This window comes from Paenibacillus sp. LC231, from assembly GCF_001860525.1.
Taxonomy (GTDB): Bacteria; Bacillota; Bacilli; order Paenibacillales; family Paenibacillaceae; genus Paenibacillus_AQ.
Genome location: NZ_JFOM01000044.1, coordinates 268,148 through 284,613, shown reverse-complemented (window position 1 = coordinate 284,613; position 16,466 = coordinate 268,148). Strand labels below are relative to the sequence as shown.

13 protein-coding genes are annotated in these 16,466 nt (G+C 53.7%); 3 read left to right on the top strand and 10 right to left on the bottom strand.

All coding sequences use genetic code 11. The annotated features are described in order from the left end of the window. Positions 1-16 precede the first annotated feature (16 nt). From AK95_RS24950 to cysT, 3 genes are read right to left on the bottom strand one after another with little or no spacing between them, the layout of a single operon-like run. Complete coding sequence (locus tag AK95_RS24950; RefSeq protein WP_071222619.1) at positions 17-1,081, bottom strand: sulfate/molybdate ABC transporter ATP-binding protein; 1,065 nt, start codon at positions 1,079-1,081, stop codon at positions 17-19. A gap of 1 nt (position 1,082) precedes the next feature. After that, a complete protein-coding gene (locus tag AK95_RS24945; protein WP_071222618.1) occupies positions 1,083-1,880 on the bottom strand; it encodes a sulfate ABC transporter permease subunit in 798 nt (265 codons plus the stop codon). Next, on the bottom strand, positions 1,877-2,692 hold the full coding sequence (cysT, locus tag AK95_RS24940) for a sulfate ABC transporter permease subunit CysT (protein WP_071222617.1): 816 nt from the start codon (positions 2,690-2,692) through the stop codon (positions 1,877-1,879). Before cysT ends, AK95_RS24945 begins: the two co-directional genes overlap by 4 nt. A gap of 187 nt (positions 2,693-2,879) precedes the next feature. On the opposite strand from cysT, the gene AK95_RS24935 reads away from it, so the two are divergent. Beyond that, positions 2,880-3,281 (top strand): secondary thiamine-phosphate synthase enzyme YjbQ, encoded by a 402-nt coding sequence (locus AK95_RS24935; protein WP_071222616.1) that lies wholly within the window; start codon positions 2,880-2,882, stop codon positions 3,279-3,281. Positions 3,282-3,461: 180 nt separating this feature from the next. Here the strand turns inward: AK95_RS24935 and AK95_RS24930 are convergent, their stop codons facing one another. The 3 genes from AK95_RS24930 to AK95_RS24920 all read right to left on the bottom strand — a co-directional run bounded on the left by AK95_RS24930 (position 3,462) and on the right by AK95_RS24920 (position 6,156). Beyond that, positions 3,462-4,055 (bottom strand): TetR/AcrR family transcriptional regulator, encoded by a 594-nt coding sequence (locus AK95_RS24930; protein ID WP_071222615.1) that lies wholly within the window; start codon positions 4,053-4,055, stop codon positions 3,462-3,464. Between the two features lie 6 nt (positions 4,056-4,061). Further along, positions 4,062-4,694, bottom strand: coding sequence for a YigZ family protein (locus AK95_RS24925; RefSeq protein WP_071222614.1), 633 nt, complete (start codon positions 4,692-4,694; stop codon positions 4,062-4,064). Between the two features lie 106 nt (positions 4,695-4,800). Next, positions 4,801-6,156: a glucose-6-phosphate isomerase gene (locus AK95_RS24920; protein ID WP_071222613.1), complete on the bottom strand. Its 1,356-nt coding sequence runs from the start codon at positions 6,154-6,156 to the stop codon at positions 4,801-4,803. Between the two features lie 196 nt (positions 6,157-6,352). On the opposite strand from AK95_RS24920, the gene AK95_RS24915 reads away from it, so the two are divergent. Further along, the gene (locus tag AK95_RS24915; protein ID WP_071222612.1) at positions 6,353-7,249 is read left to right on the top strand and encodes an NAD(P)-dependent oxidoreductase; all 897 of its coding nucleotides are present in this window, start codon (positions 6,353-6,355) and stop codon (positions 7,247-7,249) included. Between the two features lie 167 nt (positions 7,250-7,416). Further along, on the top strand, positions 7,417-8,343 hold the full coding sequence (locus AK95_RS24910; protein WP_071222611.1) for a copper amine oxidase N-terminal domain-containing protein: 927 nt from the start codon (positions 7,417-7,419) through the stop codon (positions 8,341-8,343). Between the two features lie 131 nt (positions 8,344-8,474). Here the strand turns inward: AK95_RS24910 and ppnP are convergent, their stop codons facing one another. From ppnP to AK95_RS24890, 4 genes are all read right to left on the bottom strand, one after another. Continuing rightward, complete coding sequence (gene ppnP, locus AK95_RS24905) at positions 8,475-8,792, bottom strand: pyrimidine/purine nucleoside phosphorylase (protein ID WP_006212330.1); 318 nt, start codon at positions 8,790-8,792, stop codon at positions 8,475-8,477. A 101-nt stretch (positions 8,793-8,893) separates the two neighbouring features. Next, on the bottom strand, positions 8,894-10,915 hold the full coding sequence (gene tkt / locus AK95_RS24900; protein ID WP_071222610.1) for a transketolase: 2,022 nt from the start codon (positions 10,913-10,915) through the stop codon (positions 8,894-8,896). A 366-nt stretch (positions 10,916-11,281) separates the two neighbouring features. Further along, positions 11,282-14,308: a VWA domain-containing protein gene (locus AK95_RS35185; RefSeq protein WP_071222609.1), complete on the bottom strand. Its 3,027-nt coding sequence runs from the start codon at positions 14,306-14,308 to the stop codon at positions 11,282-11,284. Further along, the gene (locus tag AK95_RS24890; RefSeq protein ID WP_071222608.1) at positions 14,292-16,298 is read right to left on the bottom strand and encodes a vWA domain-containing protein; all 2,007 of its coding nucleotides are present in this window, start codon (positions 16,296-16,298) and stop codon (positions 14,292-14,294) included. The genes AK95_RS35185 and AK95_RS24890 overlap by 17 nt, the downstream gene beginning before the upstream one ends. Between the last annotated feature and the right edge of the window lie 168 nt (positions 16,299-16,466).

The window sequence follows — 16,466 nt, the reverse complement described above, 5'->3', positions numbered from 1 at the left end:
CGGATATTTAGAACCATCAGATCATAATTGGCATCGGATCGACCTTCAGTCGATTCTCCTCGATCCAGCTGTGCTCTTCATTAAAGAGATAAGCCCGGTGAACGAGGACGCGGACCTCTTGACCCGGATACAGCGTTTCCTTCTCCAGTGAACGGTAGGTGATCAGCTTATGTCCCTTAACCTCCACCTCCACCAGCCATTCGCTGCCGCGGAAATGCAGATGACGGACGATCCCCGTCTCCGTTGCGGACAACACGCTGAAATCATGCTTGCTTCCAATCTCGATGTATTCCGGACGAATCAGCGCACGCGTCGCATTCTTGTTAGCCGCTGCCTCAAATCCCTTCAACTCGGCCGCGCTCGAAATCACGGTGGATTCGCCTATGAATGAAGCGACAAACGGCGTCTTCGGCTCCTTGTAAATATCCCAAGGCGTTCCCTTTTGCTCCACGCGCCCCTGATTAATAATCATTATTTCGTCCGCGACTTCAATCGCCTCATCCTGGTCATGCGTAACAAAAATCGACGTAATGCCGACCCGCTCGATCAGCTCGCGAAGCCAGGAGCGCAGCTCCTGGCGGATCTTCGCATCGATGGCGGCGAACGGTTCATCCAATAAGAGCAGCTGCGGTTCAGGTGCCAGCGCTCTGGCAAAGGCTACACGCTGACGCTGTCCGCCCGATAACTGGTGCGGATAGCGGCTCTCAAAACCTTTTAAGCCGGTCAGCTCCACCAATTCCATAACCCGGTCCTTGATTATGGCCTTTGGAGTCTTCTTCACCTTCAAACCGAAAGCGATGTTATCAAACACGGTCATATGCTTAAACAAGGCATAGTTCTGGAATACAAAGCCGATACCGCGCTCCTGCGGCGGCAGATCATTGACCACTTGGCCGTGAAAGGAGATTTGCCCGGAGTCCGGATTCTCAAGCCCGGCCAGCATGCGCAGGATGGAGGTTTTGCCGCCTCCGCTGGGCCCCAGAAGTCCAATCAGATGTCCCTTCTCAATCTCGAAGCTGACATCCTTGACGGCATGAAACGTACCAAAATGCTTGTTCAGATCGCGAACCTCCACATGCATATCAATGCACATCCTTTCTTTTTTTGGCCCATTCCATCAGCAGCAAGAGTCCTACCGAGAAGGCAGCCAATACCAATGCGACGCCATTCGCCGCAGCCACGTTAAAATTCTCCACATCCTGGTATACTAACGTTGTCGCCGTCTGAGTTTTATTCATGATATTACCGGACACCACCAGCACCGCACCAAACTCGCCCAATGAACGGGCTACAGTGAGTACCAGGCCATATACGACAGCCCACCGGATGGAAGGCCATGTTACCTTTCGGAACGTTGTCCATTCATAAGCCCCCAGCGTCGCTGCCGCCTGTTCCTGATCATTTCCAATTTCCTGCAATACAGGCATGACCTCACGAACCATGAGCGGAAACGTGACGAACAGTGTGGCGATTACCATTCCTGGGAAAGCATACACCACTTTAAACCCGATCCCTTCAAAAAAACCGCCGATGATGCTGTCGGGTCCGAGCAGCAGTACAATCATCAAACCGCCAATGACCGGCGATACCGCATAGGGCAGATCGACAATGCTGTTCAGAATGCCCTTGATCTTTCGGCTCAGCCAATTCGCCCGTACCAGGTACAACGCCATCATGATGCCAAACAACGCATTGAAGAACGTAACGAATACCACTATAAGCCCCGTCATCATCAGGGCATGCAAGGCTTCCGGCCTGAACAAACCTTCGGCAAACCCGCTCAGCCCTTTATCAAACGCACCGATCGCAATTCGGGACAGGGGGATGATTAGCAGAATAATAAATACAGCGTACGTAAGTCCGATCCACAGACGTCTCAAACTCGTCTCCCCCTCTGCTGTACGGCATTGATCACCCAGAGGATGATGAAAGAGAGGGTAAGGAGCAGAATAGATACCGCAGCTGCTCCAGCAGGATTATCGCTCTCGACCTCACCAAAAATAAAAACCGAGGCAATAAGTGTTCTTCCCGGAATGTTGCCGGCCACCAAGACAACGGCCCCGAATTCGGCTAATGCCCTTGAGAATGCCAGCATTCCTCCGCTGATAATCCCGGGCAGCATCGACGGCAGGATGACTTTAAAAAAAGTTCTCGTCCTGGAAGCTCCCATCGTATAAGCCGCTTCTTCCTCCAGCGGGTCGAGCTCCTCCAGCAGCGGCTGAACCGCACGGATGACAAACGGAAACGTGACAAACATCATCGCTATCACAATCGCGGGCTGGTGGAATACAATTTCAAAACCCAATTTCTCTGCCAAACCACCGAGAAAGCTCCCGGGGCCCAGCAGCAGCAATATCATCAGACCGCCAACGGCTGTCGGCAGTGCAAAGGGCAGGTCGACCAGACTGTTCAGCAGCGTCCTTCCCGGAAACTTATATCGGATAAGCACCCATGCAATCATCGTTCCGATAAGCACGTTGATGAAAGTAGAGATGACGCCCAGCTTGATGGTAAGCAGTACAGCCTTCCATGCTATCGGATCCATAATGCTCTCCGTAAAATGACTCCATCCTGCAGAGAATGATTGCACATATACCCCAAAGATCGGCAGTACGATCAAGGCAAGAAAATAAAGCAGTACGGTACTTCGAAACCCCCAAGTCCAACCTTTATGACGAATCCATGTTGTCATCTCGTATCCCTCCCGCCTCCGGATGGCATTCCGGTCGACACTTTCGCAAACCATCTTTATATTTCCTATTTGTATACTTGGTTTTCTTTACACATACTTTACCAAAAGCGGAATCCCATCGTCAATCCATCTTTTGCACTTTATCGGGTAAAATAAAAGAAATGGCAAATAATGAGGAGGTATCTACATGCTGTATACCGGTGAATTGGATACGCAAGGTCGAGATGAGATGAGGGATATTACAAGGGAGATCCACTCCTATGTGAAACAAAGCGGGGTCCAGCAGGGAACGGTCCTGATCTACTGCCCGCATACGACGGCGGGGATTGCCATCAATGAGAATGCGGATCCTGATGTGAAACGGGACGTCCTGATGTCGCTCGATGAGGTCTATCCTTGGAATCATCCCAAGTATCGCCATGCGGAGGGCAACACCGCTTCCCACCTCAAATCGATCACCTGCGGCCCTTCCCAGACCGTGATTATTCAGAACGGGCACCTGCTCCTCGGACGTTGGCAGGGCATTTATTTCTGTGAATTCGACGGACCGCGGCAGCGCCAATATCATGTGAAGATCATGGAAGGATGATCCCTCAAATAAGATGTTATGTTGACGCCAGCGTATGTATAACAACACAAAAAGCAGACAGGCACATGCTAGGGGGCGTGAACCTGTCTGTGTTTTATTCATTAGGTGATTGACGTTTCAACGCTAGATCGTTGTAACGGATTGAAGCATCAAGCTGCGCATTTTGACCGTATTTAAACATCAGACCCTGCTGTACAAACTCCGGCATAACACTTTGATATGGGTAAGAGCGGCTGGTTTAATCTCATCAAAACCAATTCTGTCCTGAATATAATACGATATAAATCCATGCAGCGACAAAAACAAAGTCAACGGAACGGTTCGCCGTTCTTCCTCACTGTAATTCTCCTCAAGCAAATACTGACGGACCAGCATAGCAAACATTTCAAAACAGCGTCCCTGCTCAGAGCGACAGTAGGACAGCAGCTCTTCGTCCCGAATCATGAACATGATTTCGTACTGGTAAGGATTATCCAGACCGAAACGAACGAATTCCAGCATCAGCTGCTCCAGCTTCGATACCCCGTCACAGGGAGGCTTTCCCGAGACTTCCAACAGCAAATCATTTAGATCATTAAAGTCCTTCATGACAATGGCGTAGAAAAGCTCCGCCTTTTCCTTAAAATGATAATACAAGGAGCCGTGGCTATAACCCAGATGCTGCCCGATGCTTCGCATCGATATGGCCCTGTACCCTTTGGTTATGAACAAATGCCTGGCTGCTTCCAGTATCCGCTCTCTCGACAACTCGCGTTCGACTGCTCTTCTTGCCATATTATTTTATTCCCCTTCAATAAAATAAAGCCGCTCTCCCTCTGTGATCAGGGACTGCCCCTGTGTCAAATCCACCATCCAAGACATAAAGCTCTCCGCATCACCATCGAGCGGCAAGCAGGTCAAGGTCACCGTGTCGGCAAAGTTTGTCTCTCCCATACGAACGCCTCGGTTGCGGAGCTCGTTCTCCACCTTACCCAGCCAGGTATAATCCAGCTCCACGAAAATCTCCCGATGCAGAACCCTTGTAATCGGATCGCCTGACTCAATCGCAGCCACGGCTCCGTCGGTGTACGCCCGGATCAATCCGCCTGCACCCAGCATAATGCCGCCAAAATAACGCGTGACCACAATGGCTACATTCTTCCGCCCCTGATTGCGGATCACCTCGAGAATTGGCTTACCAGCCGTTCCGCTCGGTTCCCCGTCATCCGATTGCTTCTGAATCTCATCCCGCTCGCCGATCATATAAGCGGAACAGTTATGGGTAGCATTCCAATGTTTTTTCTTGATCTCTTCAATAAAAGCGACGGCTTCCTCTTCGGCTTCAACCGGCATCACATGCCCGATGAAACGCGATTTCTTGATGACGATCTCTTTGGAGCCCGCCTGACGTACCGTTTTGTAACGATCCAGCATGAAACTACAACCACCTCTATATTGCCAAGAAAGCAGTCCACGGCAATGATATGCCAGCGGACTGCTTCCTTCAGCGTCTTACGTCTAATCCAATGAAAGTGTCAGGTTATTCGGAAAGTCTAGCTTCCAATTCGGCCTTCTCTTTCTCATACCCAGGTTTGCCGAGCAATGCGAACATATTTTTCTTGTACGCCTCTACGCCCGGTTGGTCAAACGGGTTGACACCCAACAGATAGCCGCTGATACCGCAGGCCTTTTCGAAAAAGTATACCAGATATCCGAACGAATAGGGAGTGAAATCTGGAATTGTCACAATCAAATTCGGAACTTGTCCGTCTGTATGGGCCAGCATCGTGCCTTGGAAGGCCTTTTTGTTAACAAAATCCAATGTTTTCCCGGTCAGGAAGTTCAAGCCGTCCAGATCGTCCGGATCCGATTCGATCGTAATATGCTCGGATACGTTCTCCACCTGAATGACCGTTTCGAAGATGTTGCGGCTGCCTTCCTGGATAAATTGACCCATGGAGTGCAGATCGGTAGAGAAATCGACGGATGCCGGGTAAATCCCCTTGTAATCCTTGCCTTCGCTCTCGCCGTAAAGCTGCTTCCACCATTCGGATACAAAATGCAGGGAAGGCTCGTAGTTCACGAGGATCTCGATGCCTTTGCCTTTACGGTATAGCGCGTTACGAACCGCGGCATATTGGTAGGCTTCGTTCTCGGCTACGTTCGGGCTGCTGTATTCCTTGGATGCGTCAGCCGCGCCTTGCATCATTTCTTCAATGTTGATGCCTGCCGTAGCAATCGGAAGCAGACCGACCGCTGTCAGCACGGAGTAACGTCCGCCCACATCGTCAGGGATGATAAAGGACTCGTAGCCTTCTTCGGTAGCCAGCTTCTTAAGGGCGCCCTTCGATTGATCCGTCGTAGCGTAAATGCGTTTGCGAGCTTCTTCTTTGCCGTATTTCTTCTCCAGTTCCGCACGGAAAATACGGAATGCGATAGCCGGCTCTGTCGTTGTGCCGGATTTGGAGATGACGTTGACGGAGAAGTCCTTGCCTTCAATCAATTGAAGCAGGTGAGTCACATAAGTGGAGCTAATGTTGTTACCCGCAAAATAGATTTCCGGTGTCTTGCGCTGGTCCTTCGACAGCTCATTATAGAACGAGTGCGAGAGCATTTCGATGGCCGCGCGTGCCCCGAGATAGGAGCCTCCGATTCCGATAACGATCAGGACGTCCGAATCGTTTTGGATTTTGGCAGCCGCTTTCTGGATGCGCGAGAATTCTTCTTTATCATACTGCGTCGGCAGGTCGATCCAGCCCAGATAATCGGAGCCGGCTCCCGTACCGTTATGTAACTGTTCATGAGCTGTGCGGATCGGCTCAGCGAAATAATCAACTTCGTGCTGATTGACAAAAGTCAGTGCTTTACTGTAATCAAACTTGATTTTTTTAGACATGCCTTAAACCTCCTGTGAATTTAGAAATAGGATACTTTAATTTAATAAAGACCGCAAGTTTCACGGGCCAACTGTCATCTATTCTTCATGCGCGGATCTCCTTACCGCTTCCATTCCTCACAAACGCTGGCTTCGTTTCAGGAACCCATGCTAAGATAGAGTGGATCAGGAATCCATAATCGAAGGTGATATAGCTATGAAAAAAATCGGGTTTATCGGACTGGGCACCATGGGCGCTCCCATGGCCTCCAATCTGCTGAAGCAGGATTACGATGTGACCGTGTATAACCGCACCCACGAAAAATGCCGTCCGCTCGCCGAACAGGGAGCCTCCATTGCGGAGACGCCTCGTGAAGCGGCTGATGGACAAGATCTTGTCATTACAATGGTAAGCAACGACCAATCCATCCGCGATGTATTCTATGGAGAGAATGGTCTGCTCGGCTCCCTGACGAGCGGGATGACCGTCATTGACTGCAGCACGATCTCCGAGAGCCTTGTCAAGGAAATTGCTTCCGCCGTATCCGGTCTCGGCGCTTCCTTCCTGGATGCCCCGGTAACCGGCAGCAAGCCTGCAGCGATGGATGGAACCTTGGTCTTCATGGTTGGCGGCGATGCCGCTGTCATCGAAGCGCATGCGGACGTATTTGACACCCTGGGCAAAAAGGTCATTCACATGGGGCCTAACGGTAGCGGTGCCGTGGCCAAGCTCGCACACAATACGATTGTGGGCATTAACAACCTGGCACTGGCCGAAGGCTTCGCCATCGCTGCGAAATCAGGCATTCCCGCTGACAACTTCCTGGAGCTCGTGCAGCTGGGATCGGCCGGCAGCAAAGCGGCCGAGCTGAAGGGACGCAAAATTATCGAGGGCGACTTCAGCAACCAGTTCTCGCTTGCGCTCATGCTCAAGGACCTCAAGCTGGCCTCCTCGCTCACCGATGGCATCGGAATGCCTTCCCCTATGCTGAACCTGGCCAAGAGCCTGTTCCAGGCCGGTGCCAGCGAAGGTTATGGCGAAGAGGATCTTTCCGCTGTGGTGAAATGCTATGAAGCCTGGATCGGCCAGAAAATCGGCGAACAACAGCAATAATAACAAACAAGCCGTGCTATATCTTATAATGGTTCCTTCTTGCTGGTTTTCGGTTCATCCGGACCAGGAGGAAGGAGCTATTTTTTTGGTCATTCCATCATTTTCCTCTCGGAAAGAAACTTTTTGCATTTCACTTCCGTCTACTATGCAAAGGGAGGAATTACAACATGAAATGGACCAAAAGATTAAAAGCAATGGCAGCTGCTGTCATGCTAACCGCTGTTCTGTCTCCTGCAATAGCCGGTTCACCGGCTTCTGCCGCAGCCAAACCAACCGCTTCGATTAACAATGTTACCGCAAGCGGTGACGTGCTGATCAGGCAGGGCACCACCTTTGTTACCCTTACCGATCTCAAGCCTCTGGGTAACTACGTCATGAAGTACGACAACAGCAAGAAACAGGTGACGATTCAGGGCAACCATCGAACGGTGATTCTCACGGCGGGAAGCACCCGCATGGATGTGAACGGAGTTTCGAAGACGCTGCCTGCAGCCCCGCTGCTGCATAAAGGCAAGACCCTGATTCCCCTGAGAGCCGTAGCCCAAGCTTTTGATGCTGACATCGACTGGAATGGTTCTCTAAAGACGGCATATATCAATAAAGCAGATGCCGCTATGCTCGCTGACTTAAAGAGCTCCGATCTGGCCACCGCCCGGAATGCTGCAGCCAAGCTGCCTTATTCATCCCAACTGCAGAAACCTGAGCTGGAAATGCTCCCTGTGGAAATGCAGGGCGTGGATTATTATTTTCCAAAAGGCAAATCCAATCGCTTCTTCCTGGTCGATAACGACATCGCCGAATATTACGAGATCCAGGGTGGCGTCAAATATTTGAAATGGCAAGGCAAGCTGGATTACTCCGCCAAAGCGGCTGCGAATCAGAACCTGTTCTTCCTGCCCCCGGTTCAAGCCGAGATCGGTAAGCAGCCGGATGCCAGAAACTGGACTGTAGCCGAATTCGCATTCCGTTATCCTTCCGGCGTCACCAGCTACAAACTGCTCGACCGTAATCAGGAATGGAGCAAAGGATACGTAGAGCTTGACAACCGGGCTCCCGGATATAAAGGCGAGATCGTGACGATCCCGGAGGAATAAGTCCATTATAACAACCAACGTTAAAGGCATGCGTTGATATCCGGCATTGACAGTAAGGGTTCAGAGCCAACGGCTCTGAGCCTTTTTGATGTTTATTTACGGACACAAAGTCATGTGGAGCGCTAAAACTATTACATGGTCGGATAAGAGCAGCAATAATCCGTAACGGTGCGGATTTCCAGCTTAAAGCTTGAATTGCCCGGAACGTTAAAGGTCGCAGACCCTTGAATCTCTAACCACTCCTGCTCTCCAGGCAGCAGAACACGCAAATCGCCCGACAAAATCTCCATAATCTCAGGGCCATCCGTTCCGAATTCATAGCTTCCCGGAAGCATGATACCGAGCGTTACCTTCTCGCCATTCTCCAGCAGCACCGTACGGCTGGTTACCTTCCCCTCATAGTAAACGTTGGCTGCCTTTGTAACGGTAGCATTCTTAAATTGTGACATCGACAAACTCTCCTCCTCCAACATCGTTATGGCTTGATATATGGACGGCACCCGCATGATGCGGGTGCCGGAAAATCAATATAGAGTTAGATCCGCTTGGATTACAGCAAGCCTTTTACGCGGCTAACCACGTTCTCAACGGTAAATCCGTATTCGGCAATGACGCGGTCGCCAGGAGCCGAAGCGCCAAATGTGTTGATGCCCAGGATGTCGCCTTTGTCTCCGACATAACGCTCCCATCCGAACGGATGAGCCATTTCAATAGCCAGACGGGCTTTAACGTCAGGAAGCAGCACGGAATCTTTGTATGTCTGATCCTGGCTGTCGAACAGATCCCAGCTCGGCATGCTGATGACGCGTACGGCGATTCCTTCTTCAGCCAACACTGCTTGTGCTTTAACGGCAAGCTGAACCTCGGAACCCGTTGCAATGATTTGAGCTTGTACGTTGCCATCCTTCGCATCGGATACAACATAAGCGCCGCGTTTGATGCCCTCGCGTGCATGATCCGCCGTGCCTGCAAGGATCGGCAGATTCTGACGAGTCAGCACCAGCGCTACCGGACGGTCTGTGTTCTCAACCGCATAAGCCCATGCCGCGGAAGTTTCGTTGGCATCCGCAGGACGGATCACCGTCAGGCCTGGAATGATGCGCAGGGAAGCCAATTGTTCAATCGGTTCATGCGTAGGACCGTCTTCACCGACAGCGATGCTGTCATGAGTCAGTACATACGTAACCGGCAGCTTCATGATCGCAGCCAGACGTACAGCCGGACGGAGATAATCCGTAAATACGAAGAACGTACCGCCGAAAATCTTCAGTCCGCCATGAAGAGCGATACCGTTCATGGCACCGGCCATTGCGAATTCACGAACACCATAATACACGTTGCGGCCTTCGTAGCTGTTCGCTGTGAAAGAGGCCAGGTCGTTCAAGTGAGTCATCGTGGAGCTTTCCAGGTCAGCCGATCCGCCGAGCAGCTGCGGTACGCCTGCAGTCAACCCGTTCAGCGCTTTACCGGAAGCCACGCGAGTGGATAGCGCTTTGTCATCCGCGCTGTATTTCGGAAGGTCTTTGTCCCATCCTTCAGCCAATTCGCCGGATTCACCGCGCTCGAATTGCGCCGCCAGCTCAGGATAAGCTTCTTTGTATTTCGCAAATTGATCAACCCAAGCTTGATAAGCTGCAATGCCGCGCTCTTTCACTTTGCCGAAATGCTCGCGCACTTCCTCAGGCACATAGAAATCCTCTTCATATACCCAATTATAGAAATCCTTGGTCAGCTTCGCTTCATCAGCTCCAAGCGGAGAACCGTGCGTACCGCCATGGCCGCCTTTACCTTGTTTGTTCGGGCTGCCGTAACCAATGACGGTCTTCACTTCGATCAGCGTCGGACGGTTCGTATCGGCTTTTGCTTCCTCGATCGCTTTCTCGATCGCAGGCAAATCGTTACCGTCTTCTACACGCAGCACTTGCCAGCCATAAGCATCAAAGCGCTTCGCTACGTTCTCGGAGAATGCCAGGCTGAGCTCGCCGTCAAGGGAGATATCATTGGAATCGTACAACATGATCAATTTTCCAAGCTTCAAATGACCTGCCAAGGAAGCTGCCTCGGAAGCTACGCCCTCCATCATGTCACCGTCGCCGCAAATCGCATACGTATAGTGATCCACTACATTGAAGCCGTCTTTATTGTAAGTCGCGCCCAAATGAGCTTCAGCCATTGCCATACCTACAGCCATAGCCACACCTTGTCCAAGCGGACCTGTCGTTGCATCTACGCCGGCCGTGTGGCCGAATTCCGGGTGACCCGGGGTTTTGCTTCCCCATTGACGGAACTGTTTGAGATCCTCAATGGACAAGTCATAACCGCTCAGGTGAAGCAGGCTGTAGAGCAGCATGGAGCCATGGCCTGCAGACAAGACAAAACGGTCGCGGTTAATCCACGCCGGCTGGTCCGGGTTATGGTTCATCGTCTTCGCGAACAGTTGGTAGCCCATAGGTGCAGACCCCATCGGCATGCCCGGATGACCGGAGTTGGCTTTTTCGATCGCGTCGATCGCCAGTGTCCGGATCGTTGCGATGGACAGGTTGTCGATCGTTTGGTTATGTTCAGTTGTCATGATTCGTCCTCCTCAAATCTTTTCCATAGTAAGCTTCGAAAATGAAGGCTTCTTACGTCCCTCCAGCCCCAATCCACATGGTATCAGAGCAGTTAGGAATGTTGAGAATATCATTTTGACTCTTATTGTATCACCACACGTCTTTCATTTCCATAACGTAATTGTCAAAGTTGTGTAAAAGCCGCCAGGGCGAACGACATCCCCCTTGCATTATTTCCCTTAATAGTCCGGTTATAACCGGATTCGACATCCGTTAAACGATTTTACGGACATCGGCGGCATGGAAAAAGTTACTTCATTCGACAATAAAAAACTTCGGCCGAAGCTGCACATTAGACAGCTTAGACCGAAGCGTGAGACGGCACATCAGCGCGTGCCGCGTTTTTTGGCTTTGAGGAGGCGATCCATGGAGGAGCCTCCTTCCGGAGCCGGCCCGGTCTCCCCGGGCCGGCCGCTGCCGTCCCCCTGCGCCTTCGGCGGCGGGGGCGGGGGTGGCGTGGGCGCGCTTCCCTTGCGCGCGCCCTGGCTTGCGGGCGGCCTCGCCTGCGCCCGCCCCTCCCCCCCCCGCGGGGGATCCCCCCGCTGCGAATCGCGCGCCTCCGGCGGGGCCTTGCGGCCCCCTGCCGGAGCTGCGCTAGCTGCCGGGGCGGGGTTCCCGCCCCCGGCGCCCTGGCCCGCGCCGCTGCGTTCGCGCGCGGGCGGGGCCTGCGGCGGCGGCTTTGCGGAGCTGCCGCCGTAGAACTGGGCGGCGCGGGCTTTGCGCGCCGCCAGCCGCTCGAGGCCGGCGTCACGCCCGGCCTCGCCGGCAGGTGCAGGCCGCCTGCGGAGCAGGGCGGCCAGCCTAGCGCCGATGGCGCCCCATGGCAGAGCCAGGCGCCGCACGGCGATGTCGGCGACCCACAGCAGCAGGGCCGCCGCCAGCAGCGGATAACTCCAATCATGGAGCTGCATCCGCGAGGCCGCCTGCCGGTCGAACACTTCGGCCGGGTTATCCCAGGATAGTACACGGCCCCCGGTTATCTCGGCCAGCCGCTTCATGGCTTCCTCGCCGCTGCCGGAAGATAGCCGGTATTCCGGCGAATACGGCACAACAAAACCGGTGCCCGGCGCGGCTTGCAGCGGCTCTTCCCCGCTCGCGTCCTCAAGGGACATGAGGAAGGCTCCCGGCTTGGATACGTTGACGAGTCCGGTATAACGGCCGGGCGCCTCCTGAATGAGCTCTACCGTCTGCTCGCCGGCTTCATCGTCCCCGATCACCGCATTCAGCTTCTCCGGCGGATTCTCGCCCTCTGCCATAACATGGAGCTTTACCTGGTTGCCGGCCGTCTCGGTAGTCACTTCATAGGGCGACGACGTAAACTGCGGGAATGTCCACTTCACGATTTCGGTCAACGTGTTGGCAAAGCCGGACCACGATACCCATTCCTTGGACCACTTTCCGCTTAAATCACTCGTCCATGCCACCGTTCGTCCGGATCCGTACTGCCAGCGTGACAGGATCGGGTCCGGCTCCGGACTGGACAGAATCGTCTGGGCGGAAGACTTCGGCGTTGTCGCTACATAACCATACAGCCCCGGAACGCCCTGCTGGAATAGACTCGCCCAATCGCCCGGGTTCTGAACGGCCGGGACAAAGGGTTTATCCACGATATAGGATTTGGCCAGCATGACTGCCTCCCGGCTGAATACCGCCGGCAGCGTCGTTTCATCCTCAACGAAGTAATAACGGCCCTTGGCCGCATCCGCCAAGGATTGAAGCAGGTTGGTATCGGCATCCATCCCGACCGCCACCGAAGACATCGTAATTTTGTTCTCCACCATCGTATCGGTCAGATCCTGATAACCGGAATTCATGGCGGACTGCCCGTCGGTCATCAGAATGATATGTCTGCGCTGGGTTTTAATCTTCAGCATTTCCTCAAGCGCCGAGGAAACGGCAGGATAGATGTTGGTCCCGCCTGCGCTCGGAATCGACTGGATGCTGCTGAGCACCTCTTCCTTGTCCCCGAGCTTCTGCGGCGGAACGACCCACCACGGCTGATCGTCAAAGGCGACAACGCCGACCGTATCCTTGGCTCTCAGCAGCTCCACCGTTCGCATCGCCGATTCCTTGGCCAATTCGATTTTGTTGCCGTCCATGCTCCCCGAACGGTCGATGACGAGTATGAGGCCCAGGGATGGAATCTCCCGCTTGCCTTCCAGCTCCATGGAGACCGGCAGCGCCTTTTCGATCGGGGTTTTAAAATATCCGCCCATCCCGAAGCTGTCCTCGCCGCCCGCCATCATAAACCCGATGCCAAAGCTGCGGACCGCCTGCTCGATCAGATCCATCTGCTTGCCGCCGACGTCACTGCCCGAAACGTTATTAAAGATGATACTGTCGTATACGGCATACTTGGCCGCTTCCAGCGGGAGCAGTTCCGGCGGAATCACCTCGGTGCCGATCATGCCGGACTCGAGGGCTGCCGTGATATTCCCCGATGTTCCCGGGGTTCCTTCCACGATCAGTACGTTCGGCGGACCTTCCACCCGGGTGAAATCGAACGCAGCATTATTGGCGGACGCTTCATCCCCGTCCATGAAGATTTCGGCACGGTAACGGTGAAGTCCCGGACTCTTGGCCAGGCCTTTCACGGCATACCGGTTCTCGCCCGGGGTGACGTCTACGCGTTCCCGGCCGATCTCACGGTTGTCCTCGTAAATGCGCAGCTCACCGGAGGTCTTAAACGTGCTGCGGATCATAACCTCCACATAGAAAGACTCCGCTTGATACAGCTTATCCGGTACCTTCAGTTCCTCCACCGCAACGTCACGGATGGCCTGCTTCGGCGTCGGAAGCACATCAACCGCAATGCCACGGTCCTTCAGCAGCCTCCCGGCCGCTGCCATGCTGCCTACATTCTCTTCCCCGTCCGAGATCAACACAATTCTGGAATCGCTGTTGCCCTCGAACAGGCTCCCCGCGAGCTGAAGACCGGACTCCAGCCCCGTAAACTGCTGCTCCAGCAGCGCATTAAGAGAGGCTCCTGCATTCTCTGCAGAGGTTAACCGCCGTTCTACAGCGCCCTCAAGCCCCGTAGAAACAACGGCGGTGCCATCCTTCTCGCCTTTTGCCGTGAGAGAATCGTTAATCCAGCTCGCGATCCGGGCTGAATCCCCCATACTGTCGGAACGGTCGGCCAGATATACAACCTGTTTATCTCTCAGGACGGTAAAGCCATGCAAACCCGAAATCATAAGAATCAATAATAGAATGACGCAGGTTCTAAAGAATAAAGCCAGTTTCTTCCGAAAGCCGTTTAATCGAAAATCCGACTTGTATGCATAGTAGAGAAATAATCCTGCCGGAATCAACAGCAGCAACAACCATGGTTGGCTAAATTGAACGCCCACGCTGGTACACCCCCCATTCTGCTGCGATCACAGCCAGTGCCAAGACAGCAAGCCATGGCATTAACGAGCCGGCGCGGTTTGCGGTTTCGTTGCTGCCGGATGTCCCGGCATGCTCTCCCGCTTCAGACTCATCCAAGTTCGGAGCCGCTTGACTTACGACCGGCCCCTGATCGTTGCTCCAATCCGCCTCGTATGGATCCGCCGTCACGGCCAGCCAGAACCTAAGCTTCTCACCCGCTTCATTTTGCTGTTCAAAAGCGTACAGCCCCGGATATTCCGGCACAAGCTGTACCGGCGATATCCCTTGCTCATTCCGGAGCGCTTCCGCAGCAGGGATGCCGCCAGTAAGAGCAAGACCGCTCGCAGGTACCCATTTTGCCGCTACCGTATCCGCCGCAATCGGTATATCCGCTTGCGCGCCAGCCATATAGCGGCCAAGGCCGCTTCCCTTGCCCGAGGTCATCCACTCCAGTGCATTGCTGACCATGACCGGGAACTCCGGCGATAACGGAAGATCACTATCCTGTAGCAGGAAATTAAACGACAAGCGCGGTCGCCCGTTTTCGCTTCCCGCATAGACGATCGGTTGATCCCCCAGCTTTATAACGGGCTCTCCCCAGGCAGGGGCCTGTTCCAGTAGCGTGCCAAAATAGACGCCTGACAAGGTTACATAGGCGGTCACCGGATGCTTGGAAAGCACGGCGCGCCCCCCTTGGTTGCCGACTTTGGCACCTTCTCCGCCGATCGTCCAGAGCGGCGTTTTGGCGGCCAGTTCCGCCCACTTCCCTTGCTTGAACCCTTCCGGCACGTCCCCGTCGATGACGAGCAGATCAAATTCGCCTTCAGGCACGGGCGGTACATCCGCAGCTGTGCTGCCCTTACCCGCCTCCTTATCCGTACTGCCATTGTCCTCGGCGGTCTTGTCTTTGGACTCGTCCAAAGCAACCCGGGTGACTTCGGCTCCGCTTAGCTGCAAGGCCTTCTCCAGAAACAAGTTGCCCGAAGTCAGCAGAAGCACGCGCGAAGATCCATGACCCAAACCGAATGCAAAGGATTGATTGTCTGCGGCATATCCGTCATCCTGGGACAACTCGAGCCGGTACACTTCCGCAAACGGCAGATCGGAAAAGGATTCGGTTAATTTTTTACCAGGCTCCAGTTCAAGCATCCTGCTGGTCAATAGCTGTTCATCCCCGTAAAGATTCACTTCAGCCGACATCGATTCCTTGGCATTCGTGCTGAGGACAGACACCGCCCCATAGGATGAACCTGTTTCACCCTTGGGTGAAATGCCGAATTGGTCAATGGACACGTTAAGAGGGAGCTCCCCCTGCACCTTCTCTACGGATACCGGAACCTGAAACGTTATGGGAGCCGTATCCTGCTTCCAGTAGCTGTCCGTAAAAATAACGACCTCTGCATCCCGCTCTTCCCGTGTCAGAGCGGAAGCGAGCGATAAGGTTTCCCTGTAGGATGCCTGGCCGTAATAGGGCCGCAGCCCATCTACAGCCTGATCAATGACGGTGCGGTCGCTTTCATGGGAGACCAGCGTCATGGGACTTGCTCCCACGGACAGGAGGGTGATTTCGCTCCGTCTCCCTTGGTTCTTCACGTATTCCTTTATTCGTTCCTGCATCCATTGCAGCCTGGATGCGGCTTCGCCTTCAGCCGATGGCTGAATCTGCGCGCTCATGCTGCCCGAGGTATCGGCAACGATGACCACGTGGGCGCTGCCTCCGCCAGACACCTGCAGAAAAGGCTGCATCAGTGCGAAGACCATCAGCGCAGCAGCAAGCAGCTGGAGCCACAGCAGAAGCCGGTTCTGCAGCTTCTGCCACGGCCTGTTGGCCTCCAGGTTCCGAAGGACCCGCTCCCACAGCAAATGGCTGGGAACAGTTGTATCGACATATTTTCGTTTGAACATATACATAAGCACGATGGCCGGCAGCGTTAAACCGAACCATAGACTCAGCCAAGATTGAATCCCCAACGTGTCCCCTCCTTACTCCCGTGGACCCTGACTAACACGACTTGGACGTTTTCTCAAAGCATCGGATGAAGGCCTGTCATCTGTTCCTGTTTTATTTCAACGAGTTCTCTTCTTGTTTCTTCTATATAGATCACAAACAGGTGCTCGTGAAGCCCGCATTTCATAGAT